This is a genomic window from Bilophila sp. T19-St14, assembly GCF_059728385.1.
This window is the reverse complement of record NZ_BAAGFT010000001.1, coordinates 1,698,498-1,712,417: the sequence shown is the minus strand read 5'-3', so window position 1 is coordinate 1,712,417 and position 13,920 is coordinate 1,698,498. Positions and strand designations below refer to the sequence as shown.

At 59.9% G+C, this 13,920-nt stretch carries 11 protein-coding genes; 1 reads left to right on the top strand and 10 read right to left on the bottom strand.

Annotated features, from left to right (window positions below):
* Positions 1 to 4: 4 nt before the first annotated feature.
* The 6 genes from AC6I1V_RS07380 to AC6I1V_RS07355 all read right to left on the bottom strand — a co-directional run bounded on the left by AC6I1V_RS07380 (position 5) and on the right by AC6I1V_RS07355 (position 4,563).
* Entirely contained in the window at positions 5 to 457 is a 453-nt protein-coding gene (locus tag AC6I1V_RS07380; RefSeq protein ID WP_486854159.1) for an ATP synthase subunit I, read from the bottom strand.
* Complete coding sequence (locus AC6I1V_RS07375; RefSeq protein ID WP_302553051.1) at positions 432 to 692, bottom strand: AtpZ/AtpI family protein; 261 nt, start codon at positions 690 to 692, stop codon at positions 432 to 434. The genes AC6I1V_RS07380 and AC6I1V_RS07375 overlap by 26 nt, the downstream gene beginning before the upstream one ends.
* 583 nt (positions 693 to 1,275) lie before the next feature.
* The gene (locus AC6I1V_RS07370; RefSeq protein ID WP_486854158.1) at positions 1,276 to 1,578 is read right to left on the bottom strand and encodes a hypothetical protein; all 303 of its coding nucleotides are present in this window, start codon (positions 1,576 to 1,578) and stop codon (positions 1,276 to 1,278) included.
* Between the two features lie 29 nt (positions 1,579 to 1,607).
* A complete protein-coding gene (gene lpxB, locus AC6I1V_RS07365; RefSeq protein ID WP_486854157.1) occupies positions 1,608 to 2,723 on the bottom strand; it encodes a lipid-A-disaccharide synthase in 1,116 nt (371 codons plus the stop codon).
* Positions 2,720 to 3,688, bottom strand: coding sequence for a nucleoside recognition domain-containing protein (locus AC6I1V_RS07360; protein WP_337431071.1), 969 nt, complete (start codon positions 3,686 to 3,688; stop codon positions 2,720 to 2,722). Before AC6I1V_RS07360 ends, lpxB begins: the two co-directional genes overlap by 4 nt.
* 17 nt (positions 3,689 to 3,705) lie before the next feature.
* Positions 3,706 to 4,563, bottom strand: coding sequence for an SDR family oxidoreductase (locus AC6I1V_RS07355; RefSeq protein WP_302553055.1), 858 nt, complete (start codon positions 4,561 to 4,563; stop codon positions 3,706 to 3,708).
* Positions 4,564 to 4,688: 125 nt separating this feature from the next.
* Between AC6I1V_RS07355 and AC6I1V_RS07350 the strand changes: the two genes are divergently transcribed.
* Positions 4,689 to 5,498, top strand: a complete 810-nt coding sequence (locus tag AC6I1V_RS07350; RefSeq protein ID WP_308770618.1) for a sirohydrochlorin cobaltochelatase — start codon at positions 4,689 to 4,691, stop codon at positions 5,496 to 5,498.
* 381 nt (positions 5,499 to 5,879) lie between these two features.
* Here the strand turns inward: AC6I1V_RS07350 and AC6I1V_RS07345 are convergent, their stop codons facing one another.
* The 4 genes from AC6I1V_RS07345 to mnmE form a co-directional block, all read right to left on the bottom strand.
* The gene (locus tag AC6I1V_RS07345) at positions 5,880 to 7,004 is read right to left on the bottom strand and encodes an NAD(P)H-dependent flavin oxidoreductase (protein ID WP_302553057.1); all 1,125 of its coding nucleotides are present in this window, start codon (positions 7,002 to 7,004) and stop codon (positions 5,880 to 5,882) included.
* Positions 7,005 to 7,085: 81 nt separating this feature from the next.
* On the bottom strand, positions 7,086 to 10,343 hold the full coding sequence (locus tag AC6I1V_RS07340) for a PD-(D/E)XK nuclease family protein (RefSeq protein ID WP_497736954.1): 3,258 nt from the start codon (positions 10,341 to 10,343) through the stop codon (positions 7,086 to 7,088).
* A gap of 1,434 nt (positions 10,344 to 11,777) precedes the next feature.
* The gene (locus AC6I1V_RS07335) at positions 11,778 to 12,308 is read right to left on the bottom strand and encodes a 3'-5' exonuclease (protein WP_302552576.1); all 531 of its coding nucleotides are present in this window, start codon (positions 12,306 to 12,308) and stop codon (positions 11,778 to 11,780) included.
* 67 nt (positions 12,309 to 12,375) lie between these two features.
* A complete protein-coding gene (gene mnmE / locus AC6I1V_RS07330) occupies positions 12,376 to 13,764 on the bottom strand; it encodes a tRNA uridine-5-carboxymethylaminomethyl(34) synthesis GTPase MnmE (RefSeq protein ID WP_486854815.1) in 1,389 nt (462 codons plus the stop codon).
* Between the last annotated feature and the right edge of the window lie 156 nt (positions 13,765 to 13,920).

The window sequence follows — 13,920 nt, the reverse complement described above, 5'->3', positions numbered from 1 at the left end:
CCCGTCAGATCGGCTTTTTCAAAGCCTTTTTCAGGCCTCCCGCGGTCATGCCGACGAGAAGCACGCCAAGCCCCAACAGTACCGCAGAGATAGGGCCTTTAAGCCATACCAAAACCATGTACAACAAAATTCCGGTAAATAAAAGTCTCATGTTCGTGCGGAGGAGAAGGGCCATAAGGCTGCTTTTGCTCCAACCTGCCGAGATTACTTTAGGAACAAATTTTATTAAGGCAAAAAAATTCCATGCGGAGAGCAGTGCTCCGAAGCCGAACCAGAAGATCCACGCCCCCGCCGGGTGAAACGGCCAGAGCGCTGCGCCGAAAATCAGGGACAGGGCGATGACGCCGATCTGCCAGCACAGGATTTCCCGGAGCGTGGGATCCTGCACGCCGCTCCGCCACAGCCTCTTTTCCAGCCAATGGAACGGGCCGTTATTTCTGCCGCTTTTTGCCTGCATCGTCCTGTTCCCCTTGGCGGAGCAATATGCGCGCATCCAGCCAGATGTTACGGAATCCCGCACCGACACCCACAATGAGGCCCACGCCGGCGCACCACGGATAGGTTCCGAGCCATTTGTCCAGCCAGTACCCAAGCAGGCAGCCGACGATGATGCCCGAAACGAGGTGCAGGCCCATGACGCTGGCGCGTCCCAGCGAGTCGAACAGGCCCTGCTTATTTTCTTTTGACGGCATTGGAGTTCCTTGTTGGGGAGGGGGAATATCTTTTAGAAAAAATACTCCCCTCCTCAAACCCACCCCCATCCTCTCCAAAACGTCCGTAAGGGGCAATGGCGGGCGGGGCTGCTTAAAGGGTTGCGCCTCTATCATCCGTCTCCCGAAACAACTGAGAAACGCCCGATTTTCAGGCGATTTTTCGGAAGCAATCCCATTGTTTCCGGGGCAACTGGGACATATCGGCGGTGTGCCCGCAGACGTCAGGGGTGCGCCTTTCCCCTGTGCAGGCGGAAAAAGATGAACTGTCCCGTCCCGTCCGATGCCCCGCTTTCCCCGTGTGCGGGAGGAAGAGTATCGGCGTAATAGCCGCATTGAGGCCGATAGACGGCTTTCCCCGTGGGAGGGGGGAAGAGCCTCGATGCGGACCCGTTCCTTATCCGTATGCCCAGGCTTTCCCGCGCGCGGGAGGAAGAGCCCCCGCCTCCGAAACGTAAACAACACTAGGCGGCTTTCCCCTTGTGCGGGAGGGGAAGAACGTTCCCCAAACTTTTATGGCAGGGCACCGCAATTTTTCCGTATACGGGAGGGAAAGAGCGGCCCTTCAGCACACGGAGCCGTTTTCATACGGGCTTCTTGCCGGGATCGCAATCCTTTTGCCGCGTAATGCTTTTTCTTTTGGCTCTGTTCTAGTATGTGGTTGTTTCATCTCCACAGTGCGGTGAAAAATACAGCCTTTTTCTCCGGTTTTCCCTTTGGCGGATTCCACGTTTAAGGCGTTTTTCCGGTTATTCATTTGGAATTTCAAGGAAATAACCAATAAAATCCCCCAATCACAGAGCCCACCAGCGGAAATTTTGGATAAAAAGCATATAGTTTCAGTATATTGCTGAAACAAAACAACCATGTACTATGACAAAGCCTTTCTTTTTCCGTTCAGTTTCCTCTGAGGGCCTCAAGCAGCTTTTCCGCGGCGCGGGCGGCGCTGCCGGGTTCTCCGCAGCGGCGGCGGAGTTCCACGAGATCGGCGCGGACGGCTTCGATTTGCGGGGGGATATCCAGCCACGCGGCCAACAGGGAAGCCATCATTTCGCCTGTGGCGCGCTCCTGCAGCAGTTCGGGAAACAGTTCTTTTTCCATGATCAGGTTGGTCAGGCTGACCCATTTGACCTTGATCAGCAGGCGGCCGACCAGCGCGGAAAACGGCGCGACCCGGTAGCTGACCACGGTGGGGACGCCCGCCAGCGCCGTCTCCAGCGTCGCCGTGCCTGAGGCCGCCAACATACATTCGCAGCGCCGCATGGCGGTGTAGCGATCCTCCGGCGCGTCAAAAGCCACGGGCACGTCGGACGGCCAGAGCGCCCGGAGTTTTTCCTCCGGCATATTCGGCGCGCGCAGGCAGTGGAAGGCCACGTCGCGGCCTTGCTGCAACAGGATGCGGGCGGCTTTCCCGAATTCCGGCAGGAGCGCCTCCACCTCCTTGCGGCGGCTCCCCGGCATCAGCCCGATGCGGCCTTTTATGGGCTCGATTTTTTTCAGTTCGGGCCAATTCACCATATCGACGAGCGGGTTGCCGATATAATCGACCTGTACGCCGTGCCTGGCGTAGAAAGCGGGCTCAAAGGGCAGGATGCAGAACAGCCGTTTGACGTAGCGCTGGAGGAAGCGGACGCGCCCCGTGCGCCACGCCCATATTTTCGGCGGGATGAAGTAGTAGACCGGGATTCCGAGGCCGTGCGCGATCTTCGTCACCCGGAAATTGAATTCCGGGGCGTCGACCAGCACGACGGCATCGGGCCGCAGCCGGGCCATTTCCTTTTTGATCTGCGAAAGCATGTGGAGGGCGCGGGGCAGGGCGGTCAGGACTTCCATGATCCCCATGACCGAAAGCGACTCCACGCGGAACAGGTTCTTTTGCCCGGCGCGGGCCAGGTTCGGGCCCCCCATGCCGATGGCGGCGAGTCCGGGGTCGCGTTCGCGCAGGGCCGTCAGCAGCGCGGCGGCCTGCATATCGCCGGAAAGCTCTCCGGCATTGATCCAGATTGTTTTCATGAAACCTCGTTGGGGGCGGCTTCCGGCTGCCGGGCGTCGCCTCGGAACCGGAGATAAAGGACGTTGATCACGGCGCAGGCGGCGAAGGCCAGCGCCAGGCGCAGGAAGAAAATCCCCCCGATGTGCGCGCCGATGAGCAGCATGAGGCAGGTATCCTCAATGATGGCGTGCGCAAGCCCCATCAGGGTCATGCAGGAAAACACGTCGTGCCGGGACATCTCACCGCTGCGGGCTTCCTTGAGGATGACGCCGCTGGCGTAGACGATGCCCGTGATCACGCCGACGATCATGGTCGTCGCGGCGGCGGGGCGCATGCCGAGCACCCGCAGGGCCGGGGCGAGCGCCCGTCCAGCCAGATCCGCGACCTTGAGATGGCGCAGAAGCCGCTGGAGCAGCATGACGGCGAAAATGATGCAGAAAATGCTGATGAGGTTGCGCACTTCCCCGATCGCCCACCAGAGCAGGTTGACGTCCGGCGAAGGGGTAAAGGCGATGCGGGCGGGCGTATCCAGCCAGCCGAACGCCTGGCAGGACGCATGCACGATGACCCCGCCGATGACGGCGACCACGAGACGGATAATGGCCTGGCCGATGAACGACACGCCGCACTGGGCCGCAATGCGCCCTTCGGCCGGGATGCTGTGCGCGATGAGCATCATGACCGCGAGCGTCGTGACCTGTTCCGTGGTCAGCGGCGGCAGCCCCGGCAGCAGGCCGATGAAGACGATCAGCGCTGAATAGAAATTGACCATGATGCCCGTGGCCCATGCGATGCCCAGATCGGCGGGGAGCCCGGTCAACTGCATGACGGGCTCAAGGGGCAGGGCCAGATAACGAATCCAGTCCAGCTCGGCGAGGATCTTCATGGCGATGCTGATCGGAATAAGCACCTTGAAAAAATCGCAGCTTACATGCACAGCGTCCATAAGGACTTCGCGCAGCGTCGTGAGCAGGGGGCTGGTCATGGCATATCCGCGGCGGGTTATTGGGAGGCGAGAAGGACTGAGTAGATGTACTCCCGCAGGGCCTGAGACCAGGGGCGCATGGCGCATCCGGTGAGCGCCGTATACTTTGCGGAGGAAAGCACCTCATAGTTGGCGCGGAGCGTCTTGTCCGAGCTTGCGATGGCCCGCACGGAGCAGGGCAGGCTGGCTTGGCGCACGGCTTCCGCCGCCAGTTCGCACCATGTGGCCTGGCCTGAGTTCGCCACATGGTACAGCCCGGACGCCCGGCGCTTGACAAGCTGGAGCGTGGCCTGCGCCAGATCCTTCGCATACGTCGGGGAGCCGATCTGATCGTGGATGACCTCTACGGTTCCTTCGGTCTTGGCCCGCCTCAGGAGGCGCTTCAGGAAGCTGTCTCCATCCGGGCCGAACAGCCAGCCCGTACGGATGATGCAGATGTTGTCGGCGTTGAGCTCAAGCAGGGCCTGCTCACCGGCAAGGCGGCTCTTGCCGCACAGGGAAACCGGATCGGCCTTGTCCTCTTCGGTGTAAGGGGAATCCTTGCGGCCGTTGAAAACCTGATCCGAGCTGTAGTGGACGAGGAACCTGGGCGTGCCTTTGACCAGCCCGCCGAGGAATGCCGGGAGGCCACGGTTGACAGAGAGGGCTTCTTGTGGCTGTTTTTCAGCGGGGTTTTCCGTGTTCCAGCTTACGGTATTGAAAATGACGTCAGGATTGATGAATTCGATGCGCGGCTGGAGTTCCGCGGGATTCAGCAGGTTGCAGTCCTCAAAATCCAGCGTTTGCGCCTCCCAGCCGTTTCCGGCAAGCTGCTGCGCCAGAGGCTGGCCCAGAAGACCGTGTCCGCCAAGAACAAGAGCGACAGGAGTACTCACGGGTTTTCTCCATAAATGTATGAGGCGCTCAGGGTATCAGCCGATCTGGAACGCGTCAACGCACGCGGGAACGCCGTTCGTTTTATCCACCTGCCATATAAGGTGAAAAAGGAGGGTACAACTTTTTGTACGCTATAACGAAGAAAAGAGGCATCCTTCTTGCAGCATTTGGTTCGGGCAGTTCTCAGGGGGAGTCGACGCTCCGGCGTTTCGATGCGCAAGTCCGCAAGGCTTTTCCTGATGTATCGGTGCGTTGGGCCTTTACGTCCATGCTCATGCGGGAACGGCTGGCCAGTGAGCGGAAAAAATCGGATTCCGTTCACAAGGCATTGAAGAAAATGGCTTTTGAGAAGTTTACCCATGTGGCGGTTCAGCCTGTGCATGTCATTCCCGGCTTTGAATACGGGGACATCGTCTCGGATGCGGACGAGCTGCGCGCCGACGGGACGTTTGCGTCGCTCGTGGTGGGCGCGCCTTTGCTGACGGAGTCGCAGGCATCGGTGGAGCGCGCCGCGTGCGCCCTGCTTGCCGGGCTTCCTTCCGGGCGCGCGCCCGGCGAGCCGGTGCTGTTCATGGGGCACGGGAGCCGCCATGCCGCGGAGGGCCGTTACGAGGCCCTTGCCGCGGCTGTACGGGAACGCGATCCCCTCGTGCTCATGGGCACGCTGAACGGGGCCGTCCGTCTTGAGCACATCGTGGAACGCCTGCGGGCTTGCGGGCGTCCGTTCGGCCGAGTTTGGCTGCTGCCCCTGCTTGCCGTCGTAGGGCGGCATACGCTTGAAGACATGGCCGGGGACTCTGAAGATTCGTGGCGTTCCCGGCTCGAAGCCGAGGGCATCGCCTGCGTCCCCGTCCTTCGGGGGATGATGGAGTATCAGGGGTTCAGGGACATTTGGGTCGACAATTTGGCGCAGGCCATGAAAGGGTGGGGCTGAGCGAATCGGGGGAGGGGGAGAAGGAACTTTCTCCAGAAAGTTCCTTCTCCCCCTCCCCCGAACCCCCTCCCTCTCATCTTCAAAGACTTTCGTAAGGGTCGATGAAGGGTGCGGAGGCACGGCGGTTTTCCTTGTTGGCGTCCGTCTCCTGGTGTTGCGGCAGGAAGAACGAAGAGGATAGGCAGGGAAGGGAATCTACAAAAGGATAAGAGGATAAGAAGAGGGCTTCCTATGCCGCCGGAAGTCCCGAATGCAAAGGTTCCGAACCAGCGCAAGCCGGTTCGGAACCTTTGCATTCGGGACATTTCGCCGGGGTCCGGGGGGCGGCTCGCCTCCCGGACGGGGGTCAAGGGGGCGGGAAGCCCCCTTGGCTCCGGGGCCTTACGCCTTCACGGTAGCCGCGGCGGGTTTGTTGATGATGGCATCGAACTCGCGTTGCAGCGAGGCAATCAGGTCGTGCACGGAAACGATGCTGTTGACGCGGGAGACGTTTTCGCCGCAGAAGGCAAAGCCGCGTTCAAGATTGCCCTTCATGGCGTTGATGAGGGCGGCGGCGATGCAGTAGGGGGTTTTTTCCTGTTCGCAGGTCTTCACGCAATGGAAGATGCATTTGAACGGCTTTTTGCCGCCCTCCCGCATGGAATCAATGAAACTGTTCACGAGCGCGCGGCCGGGCATGCCCACCGGGCTCTTGATGATGGTCACGTCTTCCTGTTTGGCGTTGATGTAGGCCTGCTTGAAGCGGTCATCGGCGTCGCATTCGTAGGTGGCGACGAAACGGGTGCCCATCTGGACGCCGGACGCGCCGAGATCCATGTACTTCTTGATGTCTTCGCCCGTATATACGCCGCCGGCGGCGATGACCGGGATTGCGTGCCCGACCTTGTCTTCAAGCGGCTTCACCGCTTCCACAACCTGCGGGACAAGCTGTTCGAGGGCATAATTGGGATCAACGATATGTTCGGGGCTGAAACCGAGGTGCCCGCCGGCCTTGGGGCCTTCCACGACGAAGGCGTCGGGCATGTAGCCGGTGCTGGACATCCACTTGCGGGCGATGAGGGTGGCGGCGCGTCCGGAAGAGATGATGGGGACGAGCTTGGTCTTGAACTCTTCCTTCTTGCGTTCGCAGGTCTCATTGAAAATCTTGGGCAGATCCATCGGCAGCCCGGCGCCGGAGAAGATCACGTCGGCCTTGGACTCGATGGAGGTGCGAACCATTTCGGCGAACGTGGTCAGGGCGACCATGATGTTTACGCCGATGATGCCCTGCGTGGCTTCGCGGGCCTTTTCGATTTCGCGGCGGAGGGCGCGGAGGTTGGCTTCAAGGGGGTTGCTGGCCACATCGGGCTCCTTCATCCCGATCATGGCCCCGGCGATGACGCCGATGCCGCCTTCGTTGGCCACGGCGGAAGCAAGCCTGGAAAGCGAAATACCAACGCCCATGCCGCCTTGGACGATTGGGGTTTTAGCGACGAGGTCGCCTATCTTCAGAGAGGGGAAAGACATGAAGAACCTCCTAGAGGTCTCTTATGGAGTTATGGGTATGCGGGCGGGAATGGGAATGCTTCCTGCTTCTAATACCCGGAATTATTGTTGGGAGGATATGATACACACGTTCCGCCAGGAACACCAGCGGCAATGTGCCCCTTCCCGTGGGCGGAATTCCGGGCAAAGCTCCATATGCAGGAGGATGAACCCGATGAGGCGGGGGATGAGCGACAACGCCCGCTCCCGCTCCTCAATGGTCATGGCCTTCCCGAAAAGGGGCCGTTCCCCGCCGTCTTCGCCAAGGGCGACGAACGCCGCGTCAAGCACGGGCTTGCCCGTAGCCTGCCCATACAAATAACAATAATACAGCAATTGCACTGTGGGAATACGCTGTGCGATGATTGGCAAAAAATCATGTTCGGGGTCTGGATCGGATGCGGCTTCGGCCGCCTTTTCCGGCTCCAGTGCATCCCAAAAGGCGTCGTCGGCCCAGATGTCCGGGCGCAGCGCCTTGATGCGGCCCGTCTTGTAGTCGAGGATGACCGCCCCCTCGTCGAGCGCACCTTCGGGGTCTTCCTGTTCGCGCCAGTCCACCCGGTCGAGATTGCCGGTAAGCCGCCTGACGCGGCCTCCCGCCCGTATTTCGGCATCGTATTCCTCCTCTAGGGAAAGCACCTCCGTCTGTTCCGGCTGGGCGCGCAGGAACATGCCCAGACGCTCCGGCCCGGTGACGGAAAGCATGGCCGCGCTTTCCGGCGGCAGGGAGGCCTCCAGCCCCGATGCGTCGAGCGCCGTGCGGAACAGGGCGCGCAGGGCTTGTTCGTCGAGGAACGGCAATTCAGGATCGCCCGACTGCGCGTCGCGGCGCACGGCCTTGCCCACGGCGGGGGCGTAAAAATCCCGAAGCACGTTGTGCAGAAGCACGCCCACGGCAGCCGGATCATCGTCTTCGTTCACCTCGTCGATGGGCGCGATGGCGCACAGGCGTTCATAATAATACCTCAGCGGGCAGGTCAGGTAGGCGTCCAGCCGGGTGGCTGACAGGGGATGCTTGAGCGATGCGGCGATCTGTTCCCGTATGGCGGGGGTCTTGGTGATGACCTTGCGCACCCTGACCGGCGGGCGGACATCAAGGGACGCCGTGCGGAGCGGTTCGCGCCCCGGCTTCAGGCGCTGCCCGCGGGCCTGCTCTTCCTGCCAGATGAGCTCTTCCACAAGGCGGCTGCGCTGTTTTTTCCCGTCGAACAGGCCGGAGGTTTCCACGCCTTCCTGCCAGTAGAGCCAGACCTCATCGGCCCCGGCGATGAGCCGGTGGAACGTGTAGGCCGCAAGCTGTTCGCGGTTGCGGGTGTCGGGCAGTCCGAGAAGGGCGCGCAGGCTGTCCGGCAGGAGCGGGCTGCGGATCGGCGCGCCGGGAAGCCTGTCGTCGGTGACGTCGACAAGAAACACGCGGGAGAATTTTAAGAGGCGGGTTTCCAACATGCCGAGCACTTGCAGGCCGGTCAGGGGATCGGCTTCAAAGGGGACGCGCTCGGCGCGCACGAGCTCCAGCAGCATGGCCTGCATCAGGGGCCACGGCAGCGGCGTGTCGGCCATGCCGTTGTCCTTGAGGGCCGGGATGATGCGCTGCATGAGGCGGAACAGGCATTCCGCGTCGATGGGGAAACGCGACCAGATATCGGCCTTGCCGTTGTCCGCGCCGTTTTCGCCGTTGCCGCTTCCGTAGACGAGCAGGGTGTCGCACAGGCCGGAAAGCGCGTCCGCAAGCCCGCCGAGGGTATGGGCCCTCGCCCATGTGTCCACGGTATCCCGCAGGACGCGGTTGACCAATTCCCGGATGGCGGGCATGGCTGCCGCCACGCCGGGCAGGGAGGAGGCGGCGAAGAAGTCGTCAACGGCGCCTTCGGCGACGGCGTGGGCGTCGGCGTGCCGGCTGCCGTTGCGGAGGCGGGTTTCCATGTTCTGGAAGATGTCGCGCAGGGAAATGCCGTTGGCCTCAAGCAGGCGCAGGTATGGGTGGCGGACGAGATCCGCAAGCGCCTTCCAATGGGTCGTGCCGTTGGGCTGGCGGCGGTTGCGGGCTTCGAGCACCGTTTCCAGCAGGCGGAACAGGAGCGAGCGTTCAAGCGGGTAGCCGAGTGAAATATTGCAGTCCTTGCGGGGCAGGTGGTGCAGCACGGGCAGCAGCGCCCCGCTGTGCGTGAGGGCCACCGCGGTGTCGAGCTGCGAGGTAGGGATGGGGGCGGGGGTTGGGGCACGCCCACCGGGGGAAGGGAGAGGGAACCCTTCTGAAGAAGGGCTTCCCTCTCCCTTCCCCCGGGCCCCCTTCTCTCTCCCTCCCAAGACTTTCGACGTTATCGAATCCTTGTTGTCGGCATTCCCGCTGGCCGAAGTTTCGGGAAGGGGGGAGATGGCGCTGATTTCCGGTTGGGGAAGCAGGGAAAGCTGCTGCGTCGTGCTTCTGGCCTTGAGGGCTGCGGCGAGGCGGTCTTTCCGTTCCAGCTCGATGAGATCGCCGCGCAGGGCGTCCAGTTGGGAATGCAGGTCGTAGCCCGCGAAATAGTGGATTTTCGGCTTCTTGCCGGGGGAAGGGCAGGCCAGCACGGTATCGGCCTTCCAGTCCGCGATCCAGTTCGCCTGTTCGGTACATGCCCAATGCCCCTGTCCGTTTCCTGCCAATGCGGGATCGACGTGCAGGAAGACCTGCGCGCCGTGCCGCCAGAGATAGCGGAACAGGATGTTTTCCGTGCCGGTGAGCATACCGAAGCCAGCCAGCAGGATGGCGCGTCCGGCGAGAAAGCCGGGCAGCGGCGGGAGGCCGTCCCCGTCCGGGCCCTCTTCCAGTGCACTGGCGACGACAAACGCATCGAATCCGGGCGTGGTGAGGTCGGATTCGATCAGCGCGTCGCGGTAACGGCGGAAAATCTTGCCGAGCGAGCCGAGCAGAGCCGCCCCGAAAGGAGCCACTTCGCCTTCCGTATACAGCATGTCCTCAGGCGTAAGCCCTTGCGTAAAACATTCCTCCAACAGCTCCGCGAGCCGCACCCCCCACGGGAAGAAGCCCGCGTCGTCGGTTTTGGCGAGCTGCATGCACAGTTCGGTATCGGGTTCCGCCAGTTCCCGCACGCAGCGGGAGAGCAGTGCCACCTGATCCAGTTTTCCGGCCTCCCGGCGGAGTTTCTGGTGTTGCTCCTGACGGAATGCCGCCATCAGTTCCCGTTCCGTGAACATCCGTGGGATGAGGCAGGGTTTGGGCACATCTGGCGCATAGCGGAAGCGTTCCCGCAGGTAACGGCGGGGGCGGTCGTGCATGAAGACCACCACCGCGTTGCCGGGGTGTCCACGTGTGGCTTTCATCACCCCATTTTTAAGGGCGTCCAAGAAGTCTGTGTCCCAAGGGACGATGCGGAACGGGGGGCAGGGTGTCATAGCTTCACCTGAGAGTGGGGTGGGGGGAGGGAGGTTAGGGAAGACTGGGGAAGATTGGGGAAGGGAGGGAGAAACTTTTAAAAAAGTTTCTCCCTCCCTTCCCCAAACCCCATCCCTCCCGTTTCAAAACTTTTCGACTTTATCGAATCCCTTTTGTCGGCTTTCCTAAGAAAAAGAAGGACGAAGTTTTTTTCAAGGCGTTGTCATAGTATATGGAGGGCATCTCCACAGCACGGTGAAAATGCCGCCTTTTTATTGAGATATTCATTTTTGCAGTGAAAGCCTTATTTCAACTTTCTGAAATTCAAAATGGATTTTTTAGGAAGGCTCTATCATAGTACAAAGTTGTTTTTGTCTCAGCAATATGTTGAAAATATATATTTTTTCAGTTTTTCCACTGGTGGGCTCCATGATTGGGGGATTTTATTGATTATTTCTTTGGAATTTCAAGGAATAAAGCATTAACCGTTTTCTATGACACGGTTTTAGGTTGTGTCATCAATTATATATAATATATTGAAATTATTAAATTGTTTTTCAAATTGTAAAAAAAATTGTTTCAATAATTTCAAATAGTTATATATCGAATGATGATATGAGTTAGAAAGTCATCGAAAAGGTGAATATCTCTTTTCACAGTTTTTTCCCTTGGTGGAATCCAAGGCTAAGTCATTTTGTTGGTTATTCCTTTGGAACTTCAAGAAAGCATCTACCGTTTCCTATTTTTTATCCGGTTTTCCCATTGGCAGAATCCACAGCTAAAACATTTTATTGATTATCCCTCTGGAACTTCAAAGAGAAAAGTATCAACTATTTTCTATGACACAGCCTTTCCAATTTTTCGTTGGCTGGCTCTATAACTGGGGCAGTTTATTGGTTATTTCTTTAGGTTACGTCGTCATTTTTTTTGTATATAATTAATTGAAATTATTGAAAATAATTCTTTGAGACTTGAAAAATAATTAAATGATTTCAATAGATTCTATCTGATTGACGACACGGCCTAGGACTTCAAGAAATAAAGCATGAATTGCTTCTTATGATGCAGCCATTGATTGGCTCCATATAGGATGAGGTCGTTTCATTTCCACAGCATGATAAAAATACAGCCTGTTTCTCCAGCTTTTCTTTGGCGGCTTCATAGCCGAAACAGTTTATTGCTTATCCTTCTGGAGTTTCAAGAAAGCATCAACTATTTCCTAATGGCACAACCAGCATGTTTAATTGATTTTTATCATTAAGGAAAGCTGTGGGCAGGGATTCGATAAGGCCAAAAGTCTTGGGAGGGAGAGGGGAGGGGGGGGCGGGGGAGGGGAGAGGGAAGCCCTTCTTCAGAAGGGGTCCCTCTCCCCTCCCCCGATTTCACCCCTGCTCCACCATACGCAAATAAAGTTCCCGGCCTATCCACGCGTCGGTGGCGGCATAGCGGATCTGCTGCGGCGTGAGGGTCTTCTTCGCCCAGTTGGAACACTGGGCGGCCTTGCTGATGCGGCAGCCCATGAGCTGGGCCGCCAGCGTGCGGAGGCCCTGCGCCTTGATGCCGCGCTGCTTCGCCATCTCGGCGAGATCGGCAAGCCCGGCGGGTGTGAACTCATGCAGCTTCTGGAGCGCGCGCATGTCGTCACGGATGGCGACACCCGCCTTGATGACGCCGGGATCGGCGAGCAGCCCCGCGAGCGCCTCGCAGAAGGGCGTGAGGTTCAGGCGGATCAGCACCACAAGCTCCGAACCGGCAAGCTGGATGAGCGAGGTCGGGTAACTCTTGCCTTTCTTGAAGGACGGGCGGGATTCGGTATCGAATCCGAGAAGCGTTTCCTTTTTAAGCAAATTCAGGGCACGGGCCATTTCGCCTTCGGTCTGGACAAGCATTACCTCGCCTTCGTAGGCCAACATGGGCAGGCCGTTGATTTCTTCTTTGGAAAGCGGTTCCCCGCCGGCTGCGTTTGAAGATGCGTTCATGCTATTTGCCGATACAGAAAGATGCGAAAATACGGTTAAGGACTTCTTCCGGGGTGTCCAGCCCGGTGATCTCCGCCAGCGCCGAAGCCGCGCCTTCCAGACGGACGGCGCACAAATCATAGGGAACCCCCGCGAGGATGTCCTGTTCCAGCGCCTCAAGCTCCCCGCGCACCTCCGTCAGGCTCCGGGCCTGCCGCAGGTTGGGCGCCGCTTCGCCCGGTTCCGGCTCCTGCCCCTGGCTGCGGGCCAGCGCAAGCTCCCGGACGGCTTCGGCCAGCGTTTCCAGGCCTTCCCCCCTGCGGGCCGAAATAACGGCATGGGCCGCCGGTTTCCCGGAAAGGCCCGTCTCTTCTCCATACCAGTGCGGGGGAGGGGTGGCAAGATCGCTTTTGTTCCAGACGAGGATGGTGCGTTCCGGGCCGAGCTCCGAGAGCAATGCCCATGTGTCCGGCGTCGCCCCCTCCGCGCCGTCGACCATGAGCAAGACCACATCGGCGGATTCGATCATGGAGCGGCCCAGTTGGATGCCCTGCGCCTCGGCGGGGTTGTCCGTTTCGCGCAGGCCCGCCGTATCCACAAGCCGGACGGGGAGCCCTGCAAGCCGGATCGGCTCTTCCAGAAAATCGCGTGTAGTTCCGGGGTATTCCGTCACAACGGCACGCTGGCGGCCAAGGAGGGCGTTCATGAGGCTGGACTTGCCCGCATTGACCGGGCCGGCGAGGGCTACGGTCACGCCCTCGCGCCAGCAGCGAGTCCGCTCGAACCCGGCGAGCAGGGAGGCCACAGCCGCCTTTACGTCCGCGATGGCGGCGAGGAAACCTTCCTGCGGGAGGCATTCCACTTCTTCCTCAGGGAAGTCCACGGCAAGGCAGATCTGCGCCCGCAGGTGCTCCACGCGGTCCCGCAGCCCGGCGATGCGCTGCCCAAGCACGCCGTCGAGTTTGGCGGCTGCAAGCCTTGCGCCTTCCTTGGACGGCGCGGCGATCATCTCGGCGACGGCTTCGGCCTGCGTCAGATCCATCCTGCCGTTGAGGAAGGCGCGGCGGGTGAATTCCCCCCGCTCCGCAAGGCGCGAACCAGCGCAGAGGCAGGCTTCAAGCACCGCCGCCAGCAGGACGGGGCCGCCGTGACACTGGAATTCCGCCACATCTTCCCCGGTAAAGGTCTTGGGGCCGGGCATGAACACCGCCAGCGCATCATCAAGCGTGTTGCCTTCCATGTCTTGAACACGCCCGCGCCGTAGAGTCCACGGCTTATAGCCCCCCTTCCCGGCCGGTGCGAACAGCTTTTCGAGTATGGGCAGGGCGTCCGGGCCGCTGACCCGGATGATGCCGATGCCTCCGGCACCGGGGGCCGTCGCTATGGCCGCTATCGTATCGGTGGTCATTATGGCTCCTGAAGAGAGGGCGCATCATGAGGAGGAAAACCTTTCCCGGAAGCGGGGAGCGCCCGCACGTTTTCCCCCTCCCCTTCCTTATTTCAAGGCATCTTTCATGCAGGCATTGGCCTGCCCGTTGCCAAACAGTCAGGCCGCCTGCGTTTTTCT